Annotated in this window: 18 protein-coding genes; 11 read left to right on the forward strand and 7 right to left on the reverse strand. The window is 74.7% G+C overall.

Annotated features, from left to right (window positions below):
• Positions 1-143 precede the first annotated feature (143 nt).
• A complete protein-coding gene (locus tag K353_RS23560) occupies positions 144-1,364 on the forward strand; it encodes a serine hydrolase (protein WP_111555542.1) in 1,221 nt (406 codons plus the stop codon).
• A gap of 132 nt (positions 1,365-1,496) precedes the next feature.
• On the opposite strand, the gene K353_RS23565 is transcribed toward K353_RS23560, so the two are convergent.
• The 5 genes from K353_RS23565 to K353_RS23585 all read right to left on the reverse strand — a co-directional run bounded on the left by K353_RS23565 (position 1,497) and on the right by K353_RS23585 (position 6,169).
• Entirely contained in the window at positions 1,497-2,039 is a 543-nt protein-coding gene (locus K353_RS23565; RefSeq protein ID WP_111555543.1) for a GNAT family N-acetyltransferase, read from the reverse strand.
• A 186-nt stretch (positions 2,040-2,225) separates the two neighbouring features.
• On the reverse strand, positions 2,226-2,987 hold the full coding sequence (locus tag K353_RS23570; RefSeq protein WP_111555544.1) for an alpha/beta fold hydrolase: 762 nt from the start codon (positions 2,985-2,987) through the stop codon (positions 2,226-2,228).
• Positions 2,988-3,484: 497 nt separating this feature from the next.
• Positions 3,485-3,697: a hypothetical protein gene (locus K353_RS23575; protein WP_146616553.1), complete on the reverse strand. Its 213-nt coding sequence runs from the start codon at positions 3,695-3,697 to the stop codon at positions 3,485-3,487.
• A 478-nt stretch (positions 3,698-4,175) separates the two neighbouring features.
• Entirely contained in the window at positions 4,176-5,087 is a 912-nt protein-coding gene (locus K353_RS23580) for a GNAT family N-acetyltransferase (protein WP_370447643.1), read from the reverse strand.
• Between the two features lie 320 nt (positions 5,088-5,407).
• Entirely contained in the window at positions 5,408-6,169 is a 762-nt protein-coding gene (locus K353_RS23585) for an alpha/beta fold hydrolase (RefSeq protein ID WP_111555546.1), read from the reverse strand.
• A gap of 127 nt (positions 6,170-6,296) precedes the next feature.
• On the opposite strand from K353_RS23585, the gene K353_RS23590 reads away from it, so the two are divergent.
• Positions 6,297-7,088, forward strand: coding sequence for a DNA-formamidopyrimidine glycosylase family protein (locus tag K353_RS23590; RefSeq protein WP_111555547.1), 792 nt, complete (start codon positions 6,297-6,299; stop codon positions 7,086-7,088).
• A gap of 27 nt (positions 7,089-7,115) precedes the next feature.
• On the opposite strand, the gene K353_RS23595 is transcribed toward K353_RS23590, so the two are convergent.
• Complete coding sequence (locus tag K353_RS23595; RefSeq protein WP_111555548.1) at positions 7,116-7,748, reverse strand: uridine kinase; 633 nt, start codon at positions 7,746-7,748, stop codon at positions 7,116-7,118.
• 252 nt (positions 7,749-8,000) lie between these two features.
• On the opposite strand from K353_RS23595, the gene K353_RS23600 reads away from it, so the two are divergent.
• From K353_RS23600 to K353_RS23615, 5 genes are all read left to right on the forward strand, one after another.
• Positions 8,001-8,513 (forward strand): HD domain-containing protein, encoded by a 513-nt coding sequence (locus K353_RS23600; protein ID WP_111555549.1) that lies wholly within the window; start codon positions 8,001-8,003, stop codon positions 8,511-8,513.
• A 59-nt stretch (positions 8,514-8,572) separates the two neighbouring features.
• Complete coding sequence (locus K353_RS34495) at positions 8,573-8,746, forward strand: hypothetical protein (RefSeq protein ID WP_158585477.1); 174 nt, start codon at positions 8,573-8,575, stop codon at positions 8,744-8,746.
• On the forward strand, positions 8,743-9,051 hold the full coding sequence (locus tag K353_RS23605; protein ID WP_233533780.1) for a dsRBD fold-containing protein: 309 nt from the start codon (positions 8,743-8,745) through the stop codon (positions 9,049-9,051). Before K353_RS34495 ends, K353_RS23605 begins: the two co-directional genes overlap by 4 nt.
• Before the next feature lie 185 nt (positions 9,052-9,236).
• Positions 9,237-10,886: a serine/threonine-protein kinase gene (locus K353_RS23610; RefSeq protein WP_111555596.1), complete on the forward strand. Its 1,650-nt coding sequence runs from the start codon at positions 9,237-9,239 to the stop codon at positions 10,884-10,886.
• A gap of 13 nt (positions 10,887-10,899) precedes the next feature.
• A complete protein-coding gene (locus K353_RS23615) occupies positions 10,900-11,637 on the forward strand; it encodes a hypothetical protein (RefSeq protein ID WP_111555551.1) in 738 nt (245 codons plus the stop codon).
• 124 nt (positions 11,638-11,761) lie between these two features.
• On the opposite strand, the gene K353_RS23620 is transcribed toward K353_RS23615, so the two are convergent.
• Positions 11,762-12,040 carry a hypothetical protein gene (locus K353_RS23620; protein ID WP_100834612.1) on the reverse strand — a complete coding sequence of 93 codons (279 nt, stop codon included), beginning with the start codon at positions 12,038-12,040 and terminating at the stop codon, positions 11,762-11,764.
• Positions 12,041-12,185: 145 nt separating this feature from the next.
• On the opposite strand from K353_RS23620, the gene K353_RS23625 reads away from it, so the two are divergent.
• From K353_RS23625 to K353_RS23640, 4 genes are all read left to right on the forward strand, one after another.
• Positions 12,186-14,570: an FHA domain-containing protein gene (locus tag K353_RS23625; RefSeq protein WP_111555552.1), complete on the forward strand. Its 2,385-nt coding sequence runs from the start codon at positions 12,186-12,188 to the stop codon at positions 14,568-14,570.
• 3 nt (positions 14,571-14,573) lie between these two features.
• Positions 14,574-15,074 carry a hypothetical protein gene (locus K353_RS23630; RefSeq protein WP_100834610.1) on the forward strand — a complete coding sequence of 167 codons (501 nt, stop codon included), beginning with the start codon at positions 14,574-14,576 and terminating at the stop codon, positions 15,072-15,074.
• A gap of 4 nt (positions 15,075-15,078) precedes the next feature.
• Positions 15,079-16,161 carry a serine/threonine-protein kinase gene (locus K353_RS23635; protein WP_111555553.1) on the forward strand — a complete coding sequence of 361 codons (1,083 nt, stop codon included), beginning with the start codon at positions 15,079-15,081 and terminating at the stop codon, positions 16,159-16,161.
• 138 nt (positions 16,162-16,299) lie between these two features.
• Complete coding sequence (locus K353_RS23640) at positions 16,300-18,153, forward strand: M1 family metallopeptidase (protein WP_111555554.1); 1,854 nt, start codon at positions 16,300-16,302, stop codon at positions 18,151-18,153.
• Positions 18,154-18,183: the final 30 nt, after the last annotated feature.

Below are 18,183 nucleotides of genomic sequence, written 5' to 3' on the forward strand. Positions count from 1 at the left end.
GGCGACGCCCTGCCGGCGGGCGGGACGGACGCCCGCCGCACGGGTGGAATCCTCGCGCCCCGGCGGCCGGGCGGGGCCGTCGGGCGCGTCCGGGTGGTGACCTGTGCGGAACAGGTCCGCACCCTCCCGGAAGAGATGCCCCCATGCGCCGTCCCCGCGCCCGGCGACTCGCCGTCGCCCTGCTCGCCCTGAGCGCCCTCGTCCCCGCCGTCCCGGCCGCGGCCGACTCCGGTGCCACGTTCGGCCGCCCGACCGCGCAGCCCGCGCACCGCCCCGTGCACCAATTCGAGGACGAGGACTGCCCGTTCGACCCGGCCCTCGCGGCCCGGCTGGACGAGGCGATCGCCGGTGTGCGCCAGGAGACCGGTACGCCCGGTGTGATCGTCGGACTGTGGCTGCCCGGGCGCGGCACGTACGTCCGCGCCGACGGCGTCGCCGACCGGGCCACCGGACAGCCGATGACGCCCGACCTCAACATGCGGATCGGCAGCGAGACCAAGACCTTCACCGTCACCGCCGTACTCGAACTCGTCGACCGCGGCCTGGTCGGCCTCGACGACCCGATCGCCGAATACCTCGACGGCGTCCCCGACGGGGAGCACATCACGATCCGCCAACTCGCCGAGATGCGCAGCGGACTGTACTCCTACACCTTTGACGACGACTTCGTGCACGCGCTGCTCAGCGACCCCGATCGGCCGTTCACCCCGCAGGAACTGCTCGGGTACGCGTTCAAGCACGACAACGTGTTCCCGCCCGGCAGCGACTACCAGTACTCGAACACCAACACCGTGCTGCTCGGCCTGCTGGTCGAGAAGCTCGGCGGGATGCCGCTGCGTGACTTCATCCACCGCAACGTCACCGAGCCCGCGCACCTCCAGCGCACCCTGTTCCCGCGCGGCGCCGAACTGCCCCGCCCCTACGCGCACGGCTACACCGACCAGACCCTGGACGGACAGGTCGCCGACGCCACGCACTGGAACCCGTCCTGGGGCTGGGCGGCCGGGGCGATGATCTCCGACCTGCACGACCTGCACGACTGGGCGAAGACCCTGGCCACCGGCACCCTGCTCAGCCCCGCCACCCAGGCCGAACGCGAGAAGTTCATCCCCGTCCCGGGCTTCGGCGACGGCGCCGGGTACGGTCTCGGCCTGTTCCGGATCGGCGGCTGGGTCGGCCACAACGGCTCGCTGCCCGGCTACGAGAGCGTCACCCTCTACCTGCCCGAGCAGGACGCCACCCTGGTGATCCTGCTCAACACCGACATCATCCACGAGGGCAGCGAGCCCTCCACCCTCTTCGCGAAGGCCGTCACCTCGATCGCCACCCCCGGCCACGTCTACGAGCTGCCCACCGAGAAGTAGCCCCGGCCCCGGATCGAGCCCGCCTCGGTTCCGCCCCCGGCCGGCCTGTACCGGTCGGCCGGGCGCGGGAGGCGGGGCGAGAGGCGGGGGCGAAAGGGTGCAGGAGGGCGCAGGAGGCGGGGTGCCGGCGGGTCAGAACCGGTCGCCGGGCAGGTCGGCCGGGCGGATCCGGTAGACCTGGAGGTTCAGGCCGTAGTACTTGGTGGTCTCGCCGACCCAGCGCATGCCCAACCGCTTCGCCACCGCGTGCGCCCGGTCGTTCTTGGGCCGGGCCACCGCGAAGACCTCCTCGATGTCCTGGGTGAACACCCAGCGCAACAGCGCCAGGCCCGCCTCCGTCGCGTAGCCCTGCCCCCAGTCCTGCGGGGAGAGCTGCCAGGTGATCTCCAGGTCCTCGTCGTACGGCGGCAGCGGACGGATGCCCAGGCCGCCGACCACCTTCCCGTCCTCGCGCCGCTCCACCGCCCACCGCCCGCGCGGCGACAGCAGCCCGGCCTGTTCCCGCTCCCAGCCGCGCAGCACCGAACGCATCGCCTCGGCATCGACGACCTGGTCCATCACGGGCGTCAGCCAGCGGGCGACATCCGTGGAGCCGTACACGGCCAGTGCGTCCTCGGCGTCGTCCGGTGTCCACTCCCGGACGAGGAGCCGATCAGTGGTCAGGCTGATCCCCATGGGCGGGTCCTCCCTCAGTCGATTGGCGGACGTCTCCCTCCACCGGAGTGTGCGCTCCCTACCCGCCCGAGTCGAGCCGGAAGCCTGATCCGCACCACCTGTCACCGGACGGTCACCCGCCCGTCGCCCAGGGACCGCAGCCCCCCCGGGACCGCAGCCCCGGGACCGCAGTCCCGGGGCCCGGGATCAGCGGCGGCCGGGGAGGGGGAGGTGCAGGCCCCCCGGGTCCTGGCCGCGCAGCGCGAGGGCGGTGTCGACCTCCTCGGGCAGCGCCTCCAGGCCGAGCAGGCCCAGCGCGAGCCCGGCGGCGGCGCGGTGCCAGTCGCCAGCCCGCCGCAGCAGGGTGTGGCCGCTGCCCAGCACCCGGTAACCGGCCACCCGCGCGCCGTCGGCCCGGGCCCGCAGCGCGAACAGATCGGTGTCGCCGGGCGGGGTGATCCTGTCCCGGTCGCCGTGCAGCAGCAGCACCGAACGGTCCCGCAGGTGCGCGGTCGGCTCGCCCCGCGGGCACCACGGCGCCAGCGCCACCACGCCCCGCACGCACGGGTGGGCCGCCGCCCGCAGCGCCGCCCGGCCGCCCATCGAGTGCCCGATCAGCACCGTCGGCACCGGCCCCAGCCGCTCCACCAGGTCGGCCAGCGCCGCCTCCGCGTCCCGGGCCGCGTCCGCCCGGTCGCCGTTCCAGCCCCGGTAGCGGTAGCGCACCATGCCCACCGCCAGCGACCGGCCCGCCGTCGTCCTCCCCGCCGCGCGCTGCACCGCCCCGGCGAACGGCCGCATCCGCAACCCGGGCAGGTTCAACGCCGTGGGCGGCTCCGCCCCGTGCTCCCTACCGCCGTGCAGCACCAGCACCGCCGCGTCCGGCGAGGGCGGCAGCGCCCGCCAGGAGAGCAGCCGGTGCACCTCCACCGCCGCGCCGTCGGAGCGCACCGCCACCCGCCCGTCCATCGCACCGTCCCTGCTGTCGCCGTCCGCTGCCGTGCACCGCCGTACACCGCCGTGCACCGTCGTCCGCTGCTGTCCGCAGCCACCCGGAGGGGCTCGCAGCCGCCCGGAGCCGTCCACCGACGTTCGCACGCGTCCGCCGGGCCCCGGATCTGCCACTGTACGCGGGCACCGCCGCAGGACGGCCCGGCCCCGGAGAAGGACAGCCCCGGAGAAGGACGGGAGGGCCGGCGGCGGACGGAGGCTTTCCTGTCGCGGTACGGCCGGGGGCGTCGCTTTCCGCCGCGGCGGGTCGACTGCCGGGTGGACCCGTAGGCGTTGTCCGCGTGGCGGGCACGGTGGGTGGTAGGGGTGTGTGCGGTGGCGGACCGTACCGTCCCACCCCCGTTGCCTGTTGCTCGTTCCGCGTGCCCTGTTCCTCCTGACGGCCTGCTGGTCCACGGAGTCGCCGACCCGCCGACCTGGTCGGCCAGGCCGGGCCAGACCGGCTGGGGCGGGGGCTACCGGATTCGTCCTCGACGGCGCAGGTGCGTCGCCACCACCATCAGCATCGCCAACGCGGCGGCCCAGCCGACCACCACGGCCAGGAGCAGGACCGGTTGGTCCCACACCACTGCCAGCGCCAGCAGGGCGAACGAGGCGGCCAGACAGCACGAGATCACCGTGACCACGATCCACGGCCGGGCCACCAAGGTCCGTCGTAGCCGGGCCATCCTCGCTGTCCGCATCGTGCGCAGCTCGCGCTCCAGCTCCTGATCGCTCCCCAGCTCTGCCTCGATCTGTTGGAGGATCAGTAGCTCACGGGGGGAGAGTGCGGGTCCTTCCATCAACCACCTCCGCGCCGCAAGGCAGGCACGCCCCGGCCTTCCCCGCCGACGCGACCCTGCTCCCAGGTAGCAACACATGTGCCCGCTGGACGCCGGTTCTAACACCCGAACGCGCGCTCGACGTCCCGTTGTCCATTAGTACTCCTCGCAGTTGACGTCCTGACGGCTCCCGCTCGTCGCCGGGAACGGGTAGGGCGGCCCGATGCTGTCGCCGCGACCGGTCGCCGGAACCGACCGTGGTGGCTGGTAGGAAGCGCGGAACGCGCGAGGTGGACGGACGGGAGCGATCCGCTGCCGCACCCGGCCCCGCCTGACCCGCCGCCGTACCGGGTGGGGCCGGGCCGGCGGTGGCGGTAGCGGCCGGTCAGCCCTCGGTGGGCGGCTCGGCGATCAGGGCGGTGGCTATTCGGCGGAAGCCGACGCTCTCGTAGACCCGCGCCACGGCGTCGTCGCTCGCGGAGAGGAACACCGTCCGGACCCCGGTGGCGCGGGCGTGCTCGACCAGGTGCGAGGTGACCCGGCGGGCCAGGCCCCGGCGGCGCAGGGCCGGCAGGGTGGCCACCGCGACGATCTCGCTGACCTCGCCGACCGGCTGGTGGCAGCCGGAGGCGGTGGGGGCGCCGTCCGGCCCGACGGTCGCGGCGAGGACCGTGCGCCCGGCCGTTATCCGGTCGGCCATGCGGGCGGCCGCGGCCTCCGTGTCGGGGCCCCGCACCGCCTCGGCGAGCTGCTCGGGCCCGGCGGTGCCGACCTGGGTGCCGGCCTCGGCGAAGGCCAGGTGCGGCAGCGTGACGGCGGCGGGCAGCAGCGGGTCGTCCGGGGCGAGCACCCGGACCTCCGGCCCGTCGTCCGCCGCCGCCCCGGCGTCGGCAGTGGTGGCGTCGGCGGTGGTGGCCTCGGCGGGGGACGGCTCGTCGAGGTCGAGCACCAGCAGCGGGTGCTCGTGCACCTCCAGCCCGGTGGCCTCGACGGCGGCACGCAGACCCGGTGTGGTCTCGTGCACCCACTCGAAGCTCTCGGGCGCCCCGATCTCCCGCTGCCGGGCCCGGACCCGCTCGACGTCCGCGGCGGTGAAGACGCCCGGGCCGCCCGGCGTGGGCCGCCCGTAGTAGTGCCAACCCTGGCCGGTGCGGACGAACAGGGTAAGCGGGCCGTGCTCCTCGGTCGTCGCGGAGAACCGGGGGACCGCGTCGTAATAGGTTTCGAGCCGGGCCAGGACGTCCTTCGACCCGGGGGTGGGGGTGTCGTTCGCGTCGCGCATCGTGCTGCCGTCCAAGGGTGTGGTGCTTCCTCTCGTGGAGGTTGATCAGGCGGCATCACATCAGAGCGGTCGATCGTGTGCACGGGTTTTTTTGAACCGCGCGCACCGCCCGTTCGAAAGACGGCCGGTGACGGCCCCTCAGGGGCGAACCGTTTCTCCTTGCCACCCGAAGGCCCGCGCGGGCCGAAAACGAGGCCGGTCGGCCGGGAGCCCCGTGCGCGCGGCATCCCGGCCGACCGGCTGGATTCACCCGGTGGAGTGAATGCGGGGAACGGCCCGGAAGGCGGTCCGCGGAACGGATCGCCCGGGCCCGGAAGGCGATCCGTCCCGCGGCCTCAGCGCCGGCCGACCTCGGCGAGCCGGGCGAGCAGCAGTTCGGCGACCTCCGCGGGGCGCTCCAGCGCGGGCAGGTGGCCGGCCCAGGGGAGTTCGCGGTGCTCGGCGTCCGGCAGCAGGGCCGCCAGGTCGGCGGCGATCCGGCGGAAGTCGTCCAGGTCGTGCGCGCCGGAGTACACCAGGGTGGGCGCGACGGCCGCCCGCAGGTCGACCTCGACCGGCGTCGGGGAGATCTCCTGCTCGGGCGCCAACTGCACCTCGTACGCGTTGCGCTGCATCACCCGGAGCTTCGCCCGGGCCGCCTCGTCCGCGTCCGGCCCGAGCCAGGTGTCCGCCATCAGCTCGACCGCCTCGTCCAGGCGGCCGGACTCGACCAGGCCGACCTCGAGGTCGTCCAGCGCGAGCAGTTCGGCGCTCGGCTCGTGGTCCGGGCTGCCCGGACAGAGAAGGGTCAGCGAGCCGACCCGGTCGGGGTGGCGGGCCGCGAACTGGAGGGCGAGCCGACCGCCGAAGGAGGAGCCGACCAGGGCCGCCCGTTCGATGCCGAGTCCGTCCAGCAGCTCCGCCAGGTCGGTCAGGTTGTCGTACGGCCGGTCCGCGCAGGGGGTCTCCCCGAAACCGCGGAAGTCGCACCGCAGGACGCGGTACCCGGCCGCGCGCAGGGCGTCCCACTGCCCGTCCCACATCCGCCGGTCGCAGACGGAGGAGTGCAGCAGAACCACCGCGGGGCCGTTTCCGGCCACCTCGTGAGTGATCGTCATTCCGCCGACCGTAGGGCAGGGCCGGGCCGCTGACCAGCGATTTCCGCTACGGGCGGAGCGCGGGGCCGCGGACGACGCCGGTGGCGGCGCCGGCGGCGGTGTCGGTGACGGGCGGCATGATGGGGGAGTGCCCGAAGGAGACACCATCTACCACGTCGCCGCCCAGCTCGACCAGGCGCTCGCCGGTCACCTGCTGACGGTGACGGACTTCCGCGTCCCCGCCCACGCCACCGCCGACCTGACGGGACGCCGGGTGCTGGGGACGGTGCCGCGCGGCAAGCACCTGCTGACCAGGTTCGAGGGCGGCGTGACGCTCCACAGCCACCTGCGGATGGACGGCCGCTGGCAGACCTTCCGGCCCGGCGAGCGCTGGCGCGGCGGCCCGGCGTTCCAGGTCCGGGCGGTGCTCGGCACCGAGCACGGCACCGCCGTCGGCTACCGGCTGCCGGTGGTCCAACTGCTGCGCACCGAGGAGGAGGACCGGGTGGTCGGCCACCTCGGCCCCGACCTGCTCGGCCCGGACTGGGACGCCGCCGAAGCCCGCCGCCGCCTGCTCGCCGACCCGCGGCGTCCGGTCGGCGCGGCCCTGCTCGACCAGCGCAACCTGGCCGGCATCGGCAACGTGTACGCCAACGAGCTGGCCTTCCTGGCCGGGGTCACGCCCTGGCTGCCGGTCGGCGAACTACCCGACCCGGAGCGGCTGCTGCACCGCGCCCACCAGGTGCTGGAAGCCAACAAGCTGCGGCCCGACCACGTCACCACCGGCGACACCCGGCCCGGTCACCAGCACTGGGTGTACGGCCGGGGCCGCCGGAACTGCGTGCGCTGCGGCACCCCGATCCGCACCGCCAAGCACGACCGGGACCGCGTCGCCTACTGGTGCCCGCGCTGCCAGCGCGGCCCGGCGCCGACCTCCTGACGCCCCGGCGGCCCCCGAAGTCCCCGGTCAGTCCTGCTCCACCAGCGCCGGGTGCCGCGGGTCCTCGACCCGCACCGTCAGGTCGGCCAGCTCCTCCGGGACGGTCTCGGTGCGGTAGCGCTCGAACGCGGGCAGCGTCCAGCGCTCGGCCTCCGGGGTGCGGCGGCCCAGCGCGGCGGCGGACTGGGTCAGGTGCACGGTCAGCTCGAACGGCAGCCAGCGGCCGAGCAGGAACGGTCCGTCCAGCAGCAGCACACCGCGCGGCGGGAGTTCCACGTACCCCGCCCGGGTGGCGCGGTCGCTGACCGGGTTCCAGTACGTGGGCAGGACGCGGCCGTCACCGTCCGGTTCGAGCGGGTCGAGGACTTCGCGGAGCAGCGCGCCCTGGTCCAGCCAGAGGTCGTGGAAGGCGTCCGGGTCCTCCTTGCCGTACTCGAAGCGCACCGAGGCCGGGCGCAGGAAGTCGCCCGCCGACACCCGCCGCACCGGCCGCCCGAGCAGGCGCAGCGGCTCCGCCAGCGCGTCCGCCAACTCGCCCGGCCGGGTCGCCGCCGCGCCGTCGATCGCGACCCGCAGCCGCCGGTCGTCGTCGGCCAGTTCGTGGATCCGCCCCGCGAGCAGCTCGGCCAGCCGCTCCGGGGAGATCGGGGTCACCCGCACCGGACGATCACTCCCTTCGGTCAACCGGACTATACGTCGCGGCGGCCGAGGGGCCGTCCACCCGCCGCTCCGCCGACGGGCGGCGCGTGGAACACTCCGGGCGTGGTGCTCCGCCCGGAGCACGCCCGCCGGAGCACGACAGGCCGGGCACGCCGGCCGGAGCACGACAGGCAGGGCACGCCGGCCGGAGCACGACAGGCAGGGCACTCCGGACGGAGTGCAGAAGGCACAGAAGGCAGAAGGGGAGACACCATGACCGCCGCACCGCCGCTGACCCTCGCCGAGGTCGACGCCCTGGCCGCCCGCGCGCACGCCGGCCAGTACGACCGGACCGGGGTCCCGTACGTGGAGCACGTGCGGGCGGTGGCCGCGGGTGTCGCCCCGTTCGGGACGGGGGTGCGGATGGCGGCGCTGCTGCACGACGTCCTGGAGGACACCCCGCTCACCGCCGGGGAGTTGCTCGCCGCAGGCGTCCCCGCCGCCGTGGTGGCGACCGTCCGGCGGGTGACCCGGACGGCCGGGACGGACTACCGGACGATGCTGCTGGACGTCGTCACCGACCACGCCGCCACGCTGGTCAAGATCGCCGACAACGCGCACAACTCCCGCGCCGACCGCGCCGCGCTGCTCCCGGCGGCGGACCGGGCCCGGCTGGCCGAGCGCTACCGGGACGCCCGCGCGGTGCTGTGGCCCGCCGTCGCGGAGGCCGACGTCCGGACGATCGTCGGGGCGGTCAACCCGGACCTGCTGGCCGAACTCGACTGAGGCCGCCCGCGGAGGCACGCTGGAAGGAGCAGTGGGGGTGCCAGAGCGAGGAGCCCGGGATGTCCGAGATGAACGACAGGCTCGACCAGAAGGACCGGCGGGACGAGGAGGACGTCCGGGCCGCCGACCCGGAGGAGGGCATCACCTCCTACCAGACCATGCACGCGGCGGAGGAGTCCCGGGCCGAGGGCGACCCGACCGCGGACCCGTCCCAGCAGGAGGAGCGGCGGTGAGCGGGCGCATGGCGGCGTCCGGGCCGCACAGCGCCGAGTGGTCGGTCCGGCTGCGGGTGGTCGAGGCCGGCGACCTCACCCAGGCGCACGCCGTCCTCGACACCGGCGTCAACCTGATCGAGGTCGAGGCCGAGGCGCACCGCAGCCGGACCGACCCCGCCGATCCGGCGATCGGCGACGAACTCGCCGTCGGACGGGCGCTGACCGCCCTCGGCCAGCAGCTGATCCACCACGGCTCCACCGCCGCCGAGGCCGCCGAGTCCGCCCGCCGCCGCGACCTGCCGCCCGCGGACAGCGCCTGGTGACGGGCCGGACACCGGTGTGCGGAACATCGGTGTGCGAAACAGTCGAATCGTGACCTTCCCCCGCCCCCGGACCGGAACTCCTCCGGCCGGGGGCGCGTCACTCCCGGTGGCCGCGCACCCGCGCCGGCCCGCAGGCGACGGACGGGACGCCCCCGCACAGCACGGGGGCGCCGGGGGTGGACAAGGTGGACGACGATCAGCACCCGGAGGGCAGACCGGCGGACCGGCCCCCGCAGGACGCCCGCTGGGAACTCCCCGACTACGCGCACGGACGCGAACTGGGCGCCGGCGCGTCCGGCCGCGTCGTCCTCGCCCGGCACCGGGCCACCGGCACCCCCGTCGCCGTCAAGTACCTGCTCGGCGACCACCCCGACCAGGCCGCGTTCCGGGTCGAGGCCGACCTGCTCGCCGCCCTCGACAGCCCGCACGTCACCCGCCTGTACGAGTACGTCGAGGGCCCGCGCGGCGCGGCCATCGTGATGGAGCTCGTCGAGGGCGTCTCGCTGCGCGACCTGCTGCGCGCCGAGGGCGGCACCGGACCGGAGGCCGCCCTCGTCGTGCTCAAGGGCTCCCTGCTCGGCCTGGCCGCCGCGCACCGGGCCGGTGTCGTGCACCGCGACTACAAGCCGGGCAACGTCCTGGTCACCGCGGACGGCGAGTCGAAACTCGTCGACTTCGGCATCGCCGTCCGCACGGGCGCCGGCGGCACCGTCGCCGGGACGCCCGCCTACATGGCCCCCGAGCAGTGGGCCGGCCGCCCCGCCTCCCCGGCCACCGACGTGTACGCCGCCACCGCGACCTTCTTCGAGTGCCTCACCGGCGCCAAGCCCTACGCGGGCACCACGCTGATGGAACTCGCCGTCCAGCACACCGAGGCCGAGATCCCCGACGTCCAGGCCCCCGAAGCGCTCCGCCCGCTCATCCGGGCCGGACTCGCCAAGACCCCCGAACAGCGCCCCGCCGGCGCGGAAGCCCTGGTCGGCGAGCTGGAGGCTGCCGCCGGGGCCGCCTACGGCGCCGACTGGGAGGACCGCGGACGCAGACGGCTGGCCGCGCTGGTCGCCCTGCTGCCGCTGCTGCTGCCCTCCACCCTGGGCGAGGGCACGCTGCCCGGCGCGACCTCGTACGCGACGACGGTGCTCGCCCCGCCGCCACCGGCCCCGCGCCCGCGCGTTCCGTTCCGGGGACGGCTGATCGCCACCGTCGGCGCGATCGTCCTGGCCACGGGCGCGCTCGCGGCGGTCGCCTCCGCGGACGGGAACGGCACCACCACCGACCCGCGGCCGGTCGCCGCCCCGCTCGCCACCACCAGCGTCCGGCCCGCCGAACCACCGACGGCCGAGCCCTCGCCGACCCCCGACGACAGCCCGAGCCCCAGCGCCTCGCCCACCCCCACCCCCACCGAGGACACCGGCCCGAGCACGTCGCCGAGTCCGACGACGAAGCCCAGCACCTCCCCGAAGCCGAGCCCGAGCACGAGCCCGAGCCCGACCGTGACCGGTTCGACGCCCAGCGCGACGCCGAGCAGCGCGCCGCCGGTCACCGTGACGGTGCGGAGGCTCTCCGGCCGTGTGGAGGGGACGACGCTGACGGCCGGGTTCCTGGTGTCGGTGGAACCGGCCGGGAGCACTGCGGGGAGAGTGACGCTGACCTGGTACGACGACGGAGTTCCTTCCGCAGCCGAATCCGTCGACGTCCCGACGAAGGGGACGGTGACCCGGCCGCACACCTTCGCCTGCAACCAGCGGGCCAAGAACGTGAGCGTGAGCGTCACCACCCCGGCGGGGGACACCACGGCCTCGCCCTCGTACCTCATGATCTGCCCGCCGAGGTAGGAGGAGCACGACGATGACCGACAACGCACCCGACCCCGGCTTCCGGCTCGGGCCGGTCCGCAGGCGCGACGACCCGGACCGGACGGTCCGGTTGCGATCCGCCGCCCCGCAGGACGACCTGCGCACCGTCCGGCTCCGCCCGTCCGTCCCGCCGCCGCCACCGCCGTCCGACGTCGAGGAGACCGTCCGGCTGGACCCGGCGGTGACGCGGCCGATCGACCTCGCCGCGACCCTTCCCGAGCCCGGCGGGCCCGCGTCGGAGGGCGAGTTGCGGCGGTACGGCCCCGGGGTGCCGCCCGGGGCCGCCGCGGTGTGGCGCGGGGAGGCCGTGGCGGCGGCGCCGCCGCCACGGCGGTGGGACAGGTGGCTGCTGGTGCCGCTGGTGCTCCTGCTCGCGCTGCTCGGGTACCTGCTCCGGGAGCGGTACGGGCGCCCCGTCGAGGTGGTGGGCGTGACGGCGGTGACCGCGTCCGCCGGGCCCGGGTGCGACGGCACCGCCGTGGTCACCGGGACGCTGGAGACCGACGGCGGCGCGGGCCGGGTGACCTACCGGTGGCTGCGCAACGACGGCACCGTCTCCGGGCCGTTCGTCCAGCACGTGGCGGCCGGGCACCGGCGCACCGACGTCACGCTGGAGTGGAGCTTCCGGGGACACGGGGAGTTCGCCGCCGGCGCGCGGCTGGAGGTCCTGGAGGGGGCCGGCGGCAGCGGGCACCACGCCGAGGCCGCGTTCGTCTACGCCTGCCCGTGACCCGACGGCCGGGCGGCACGGCAGTCCGACGGCCCGAGCTGCGGACGCCGAGCGCCGGGCAGGACGCACGAAGCCCGGGCCGCGGCCGACGGCGGGTCGGCGGCGGCCCGGGCCTGGCCTCCGGTCAGGACCGTGGGGCGGTGGCACCTCCGCCCGTCTTCACGGCCTCGACCATGTGCTGGTGCACCTCGCGCGCCGTCGCCTCGTCCGCGGCGGCCACGGGGCTGCCCTCCACGGTGAACCAGTCGAGCGCGCCGCTGTACTGCACGGTCAGCCGTGCCTCGCCCTCGATCCACATGGTGTGCACCGTCAGGTCCCCGGTGATGACGCCGATCTCGACGGTCCGCACGCCGCCGTGGCCGGACAGAATGCCCTGAGTGGTCCAGGTTGCCCAGGTGTTCACAAGCCAGCTCCCATCCGCCGCCCAACGGGACGCTCGGTCCCGACCCCACAGGTACCCGATCCGGGGCGGCCGCTTCCCACTGTCACCCGAAGGGCTGAAAACCGCCCCCCGGGCGGGTGGTCTCCGCGCGGTCTAGCATCGAGCTATGGGAGAGCGAGAGGGTGCGCTCACCGCGCCGAGACTGATCCTCGAAACCGACGGCGACTCCACGGTCATCACGCCGAGCCGCCGGTACGCGCTCGGACGCGACCCCACCGGCGACATCGTGCTGACCGACCCGCGGGTCTCCTGGCACCACGCGCAACTGCACGCCGGTGACGGTCACTGGTTCGTCGACGACACCGGCTCCACCAACGGCACCTACGCCGCCGACGGCCACCGGGTCGTCCACCTGGAGATCGGGCCGGGCACCGTGTTGTGCCTGGGCAGCCCGGGGGACGGGCCGCGCTGCACGTTCAGCGCGCTGCCCGAACCGACCGCCGTGCACCCGCTGCCCGGCGGCCGCCCGTCCGCGCTGACCGCGATCACCGGCTCCCGCCGGCCGCCGTCCAGCGTCATGCCGCTGCCGACCAGGGTGGTGCGGATCGGCCGCGCCCCCGACAACGACCTGGTGGTCGGCGACCTGTCGGTCTCCCGGCACCACGCCGAGCTGCGCGCCGCGCCCGGCGGCGGCTACCGGATCGCCGACCTGGACAGCCACAACGGGACCTACCTGAACGGCCGGCCCGTGCGACAGGCCCCCGTCGGGCCCGGCGACCTGATCGGAATCGGCCATTCGGTGTTCTGCCTGGTCGGGGACGAACTGCAGGAGTTCGTCGACACCGGCGACATCGACCTCGACGTGGAGGGCCTCACCGTCCGGGTCGCCGACGGCCGCACCCTGCTCGACGGGGTCACCTTCCCGGTCGGCCAGAAGTGCCTGCTCGCGGTGGCCGGGCCCAGCGGTGCCGGCAAGTCCACCCTGCTCAACGCGCTCACCGGACTGCGCCCCGCCGACCGCGGCACCGTCCGCTACGACGGCCGCGACCTCTACCACGACTACGCCGAACTGCGCCGCCGGATCGGCCTCGTCCCGCAGGACGACATCCTGCACACCCAGCTGCCGGTCCGGAAGGCCCTGGCGTACGCCGCCGAACTGCGCTTCCCCGACGACACCGCGCCCGAGGAGCGGGCCGCCCGGGTCGAGGAGGTGATCGACGAACTCGGCCTCGGCAAGCGCGCCGACCAGGTCATCTCCAGCCTCTCCGGCGGTCAGCGCAAGCGGGTCAGCGTGGCCCTCGAACTGCTCACCAAACCGTCCCTGCTCTTCCTCGACGAGCCCACCAGCGGGCTCGACCCCGGCATGGACCGGTCCGTGATGCAGATGCTGCGCGGCCTCGCCGACGACGGGCGGACCGTCGTCGTGGTCACCCACAGCGTGCTCAGCCTCGACCTGTGCGACCGGCTGCTGCTGCTCGCCCCCGGCGGGCGCACCGCCTGGTACGGGCCGCCCGGCGAGACGCTGGAGCACTTCGGGTTCGCGCACTGGCCGGACGCCTTCGAGGCGTTCGAGAACCAGACCGACCGCGACTGGGCCGGCGAGTTCCGCGCCTCCACCCCCTACCGCAGCTACGTCAGCGGCCCGGCCGGCGGCCCCGGCGACCGGCCCGGCGCGCTCGCCCCGGCCGAGCGGGAGCGGCCGGAGGCCGGGATCGTCCCCGCGCCCGCGCCCCGGCCGCGGCGCTGGCGCAGACAGGTCGGCACGCTCTGCCGCCGCTACGCCAGCGCGCTCTCCGCCGACCGGACCTTCCTCGCCGTGATGATCGCGCTGCCGTTCGTCATGGGCGCGATGGCGCACGCCCTGGCCGGCAGCCGGCTCGACCAGGACACCGCGCTGAACGCGCTGCTGATCCTGTGCGTCGGCGGGGTGCTCACCGGCGCCGCCAACGCGGTGCGCGAACTGGTCAAGGAGCGGACGATCTACCAGCGCGAACGCGCCGTCGGCCTGTCCAGATCCGCGTACCTGTGCTCGAAGATCGTCGTGCTGGGCACCGTCACGGTCGTCCAGTCGGTGGTGCTGACCATGGTCGCGCTGATCGGCGTGAAGCTCAGACCGCAGGGCGGCAGCGGGGTGTTCCTCCCGCCGCTGCTGGAGATCACCCTCGCCGTGGCGCTGCTCTCGCTCACCGCGATGATGCTCGGCCTGCTGATCTCGGCGCTGGTCAAGAAGGAGGAGGTGACCATGCCGCTGCTGGTGCTGGTCGCCATCGTCCAGGTGGTGTTCTGCGGGGCGCTGCTGCAACTCGACCACATCCCGGTGCTCAACCAGCTGTCCTGGCTGGTCCCGTCCCGCTGGGCGCTCGGCGCGATGGCGGCCACCATCGACCTGCACGCCACCGTGCCCGGCGAGCTCACCGACGACCCGCTGTTCGCGCACCGGCCGGGCGTCTGGCTGCTCGACCTGGGGATGCTGGTCGTGCTGGCCGTCGCGTACGGACTGGTCGTCGCCCGACTGCTGCGCCGGCACGAACCCGCCGTGATGCGGCGGTAGCGCATGGGCCCGCCCGACGGATTCCGGCCCACCCACGTCGTCCCGGCCGACGGCCTGCCGACCTGGACCGCGCCCGACCCGGCCGCCGCCGGAGTGCCGCTCGACCCGCTGCTGCCGGTCGCCCTCGCCGAGGCCCACGGCAACTGGGCCCGGATCGTCTGCTCCAACGGCTGGTCGGCGTGGGTCGACGGACGGCTGCTGGTCGCCCTCCCGCAACGCCCCCCGTCGGCCGGCGGCCCGCTCGCCACCACCGAGGACCCGCGTCCGCTGCTCGCCGCGCTGGAACGCTCGCTGGCCACCTACCGGCGGCTGGTCGATGACTGGGCGGCCGGCCGGATCGACCTGGAGACCTTCCGCGACGGCACCCGCGAGCTGCGGCTGGGCGCGGTGCTGGACGGCTCCGACGCCTGGCTGCTCGACCTCGACCGGGGCCGCTGGTACTACTGCGACGCCGCCCAGCTCCAGGGCTACGCGGCGGCCGACCGCGCACCCGACCGGGGCTGAGCCGATGTCAGGGGAACGGCCCTCCGAACCCCCTGGGCGGCCCGCCGCGCAGGCCGGTCCGCCGCCCGCCGCCGCGGAGCCCGGCGAGTTGGACGGGCGCACGCTGGCCGGCTACCGGCTGGAGCACGTGCTGGGGCGGGGCGGCATGGCGGTGGTCTACCGGGCCGAGGACCTGCGGCTGGGCCGCACCGTCGCGGTCAAGCTGCTGGCCCCCGAGCTGGCCCGCAACGAGAACTTCCGGCAGCGCTTCGTCCGGGAGTCGCACGTCGCCGCCTCGCTCGACCACCCGAACATCGTCCCGGTGTACGACGCGGGCGAGGCCGAGGGCGTGCTGTACCTGGCCATGCGGTACGTGCGCGGCCGCGACCTGCGCGCGCTGCTCGACCGGCAGGGGCCGCTGACGGCCGCCCGGACCGTGCGGATCGCCGTTCAGGTGGCCGGCGCGCTGGACGCCGCGCACGCCCACGACCTGGTCCACCGGGACGTCAAACCGGGCAACGTGCTGATCGCCGAGGGCACCGACCCCGACCGCCCCGAGCACGCCTACCTGACCGACTTCGGCCTGACCAAGAAGTCGCTCTCGCTGACCGGCCTGACCAGCGTCGGCCAGTTCGTCGGCACCCTCGACTACGTGGCCCCCGAGCAGATCTCCGGCAAGCCCGTGGACGGGCGGTGCGACGTGTACAGCCTGGGCTGCGTGGTGTTCGAGATGCTCACCGGCGGCCCGCCCTACCGGCGCGACGACGACCTGGCGCTGCTCTGGGCGCACCTCAACGACCCGCCGCCGGACGTCCGGGAGCGGCGCGCGGACCTGCCCGCCGGGGTGGGCGAGGTGCTGGAGCGGGCGATGGCGAAGCGGCCCGGCGAGCGGTACGGCAGCTGCCTGGAGTTCGTCGCGGCACTGCGGGCGGCGACGGACCCGCGCAGCGCCCCGCGCCCCGCGTCCCGGGAGGCTCCCCGGGGTGCGCGCCCGGCTGCTCCGGAGGTCGTTCCGGGGGCCGTTCCCGGGGTGCGCCCGGAGGCCGTCCCGGGGGCGGACCGGCCGCCGCGGCCGCCGGCCTGGGCGCGGCCGGTGTTCGAACCCTGAAGGTCTCCGCCCCCGAAGGTTTCCGCTCGTTTCCGGGGCGTAACGATCAGTGGCATGCACCTTTCAAAGTCGGGTGTTTGCTGGCAGTCTGCCCCTCGGCCAGGGCCCCCACAGACCCTGGCGACCGAGAGGAGCACCATGAGCAACAGACTCCGCGCCCTCGCCACCCGCGCCGTCGCCGTCCTGGGCACCACCGTGCTCGTCGCCGCCGGCACCGTGACCGCCACCGCCACCGTCGCGCAGGCCGCCGCCTGCACGCCGGCCCAGGTGGTCGTGAACGGCGGGTTCGAGTCCGGAAGTTCGCCCTGGACCTCGTCCAGCGGAGTGATCACCAGCGACAGCGGGCAGAGCGCCCACGGCGGGACGTCCTTCGCCTGGCTGAACGGCTACGGCTCGGCGCACACCGAGACGCTCGCGCAGACCGTGACCCTCCCCGCGGGCTGCACCAGCGCCACCCTGAGCTTCTGGCTGCACGTCGACACCGCCGAGACCACCAAGACCACGGCGTACGACAGACTGACCGCGAAACTCGGCAGCACCACCCTCGCCACCTACTCCAACCTGGACGCCGTCGCCGGCTACGTGAAGAAGACGCTCGACGTCTCCGCGTACGCCGGACAGACCGTCAGCCTCGCCTTCAGCGGCGTCGAGGACGCCAGCCTCCAGACCAGCTTCGTGCTCGACGACTTCGCGCTCGACGTCTCCGGCGGCACCACCACCCCGCCCACCACCGACGCCACCCGCACCCCGGCCCCCACCGGGTACACCGTCAGCCTGAGCAGCGACACGAGCGGCGCCACCTGGACCGGGCACCAGGGCATCGGCTTCACCAACCCCTCGGCGACCCCGCTGACCGAGGTCTACCTGCGGCTCTGGGACAACGCCCACGGCAGCTGCCCCAGCACGCCCGTCACCGTCAGCAACCTGACCGGCGGCACCGCCGGCGCGCTCAGCGTCAGCTGCACCGCGCTCAAGGTCACCCTGCCCGCGCCGCTCGCCCAGGGCCAGAGCGGCAGCCTCGGCTTCGACCTGTCCATCGCCGTCCCCTCCGGCGCCGACCGGTTCGGCCGCGACGGGGCCTTCGCCTTCATCGGCAACGCCCTGCCCGTCCTCGCGGTGCGCGACGCGGGCGGCTGGCACCTGGACCCCTACACCAACAACGGTGAGTCCTTCTACACCCTGGCCTCCGACTACACCGTCACCCTCGACCACCCCAGCAGCCTGCTCGTCCCCGCCACCGGCAGCTCCGTCGACACCCCCGGCAGCAGCGGACGGACCGTCACCACGGCCACCGCGAAGAACGTCCGCGAGTTCGCCTGGGCCGCCGGACCGTTCGCCAAGATCTCCGGCAGCTCGGCGGCCGGCGCCGCGGTCAACGTCTACTCGGTCAGCGGCATCAGCTCCAGCGACGCGCAGTCCATGCTGAGCACCGCCAAGTCCGCCGTCGACGCGCACGCCGGACGGTTCGGCGCCTACCCCTACGGCGAACTCGACGCGGTGATCGACAACAACTTCTGGTTCGGCGGCATGGAGTACCCCGGCTTCGTCCTCGACCTGGTCTCCACCACCGCGCTCACCCACGAGATCGGCCACCAGTGGTGGTACGGCATCGTCGGCGACGACGAGTACGACAACCCCTGGCTGGACGAGGCGTTCACCGACTACGCCACCGACCTCGCCCAGGGCAAGACCGGCACCAACTGCTGGAACAGCACCTCCTGGGCCTCCGCCGCCGAGAAGATCAGCAACTCGATGGCCTACTGGGACGCCCACTCCTCCCGCTACTCGGCGGTCGTCTACGGCTACGGCAAGTGCGCCCTGCACGACCTGCGCCGCACCATCGGCGACACCGCGATGACCAGACTGCTGCACGACTACGCGGCGGCGCACTGGTACGGGATCTCCACCACCGCCGAGTTCAAGGCCGCCGCGCAGGCCGCGACCACGGTCGACCTGACGTCCTTCTGGACGCAGCACCGCATCGACGGCTGACGCGGCTGACGCTGCCGACCGGGCCCCGGG

It is taken from the genome of Kitasatospora sp. SolWspMP-SS2h, from assembly GCF_003259315.1.
Taxonomy (GTDB): domain Bacteria; phylum Actinomycetota; class Actinomycetes; order Streptomycetales; family Streptomycetaceae; genus Kitasatospora; species Kitasatospora fiedleri.

Bases quoted from the DNA above. Each gene is read 5' to 3' on its own strand.
- K353_RS23570 (WP_111555544.1), bottom strand. From the start codon at position 2,987: ATGGACGGGCGGGTGGCGGTGCGCTCCGACGGCGCGGCGGTGGAGGTG.
- K353_RS23600 (WP_111555549.1), top strand. From the start codon at position 8,001: ATGACCGCCGCACCGCCGCTGACCCTCGCCGAGGTCGACGCCCTGGCC.
- K353_RS23625 (WP_111555552.1), top strand. From the start codon at position 12,186: ATGGGAGAGCGAGAGGGTGCGCTCACCGCGCCGAGACTGATCCTCGAA.
- K353_RS23565 (WP_111555543.1), bottom strand. From the start codon at position 2,039: ATGGGGATCAGCCTGACCACTGATCGGCTCCTCGTCCGGGAGTGGACA.
- K353_RS23585 (WP_111555546.1), bottom strand. From the start codon at position 6,169: ATGACGATCACTCACGAGGTGGCCGGAAACGGCCCCGCGGTGGTTCTG.
- K353_RS23615 (WP_111555551.1), top strand. From the start codon at position 10,900: ATGACCGACAACGCACCCGACCCCGGCTTCCGGCTCGGGCCGGTCCGC.
- K353_RS23640 (WP_111555554.1), top strand. From the start codon at position 16,300: ATGAGCAACAGACTCCGCGCCCTCGCCACCCGCGCCGTCGCCGTCCTG.
- K353_RS23560 (WP_111555542.1), top strand. From the start codon at position 144: ATGCGCCGTCCCCGCGCCCGGCGACTCGCCGTCGCCCTGCTCGCCCTG.
- K353_RS23635 (WP_111555553.1), top strand. From the start codon at position 15,079: ATGTCAGGGGAACGGCCCTCCGAACCCCCTGGGCGGCCCGCCGCGCAG.
- K353_RS23630 (WP_100834610.1), top strand. From the start codon at position 14,574: ATGGGCCCGCCCGACGGATTCCGGCCCACCCACGTCGTCCCGGCCGAC.
- K353_RS34495 (WP_158585477.1), top strand. From the start codon at position 8,573: ATGTCCGAGATGAACGACAGGCTCGACCAGAAGGACCGGCGGGACGAG.
- K353_RS23575 (WP_146616553.1), bottom strand. From the start codon at position 3,697: ATGGCCCGGCTACGACGGACCTTGGTGGCCCGGCCGTGGATCGTGGTC.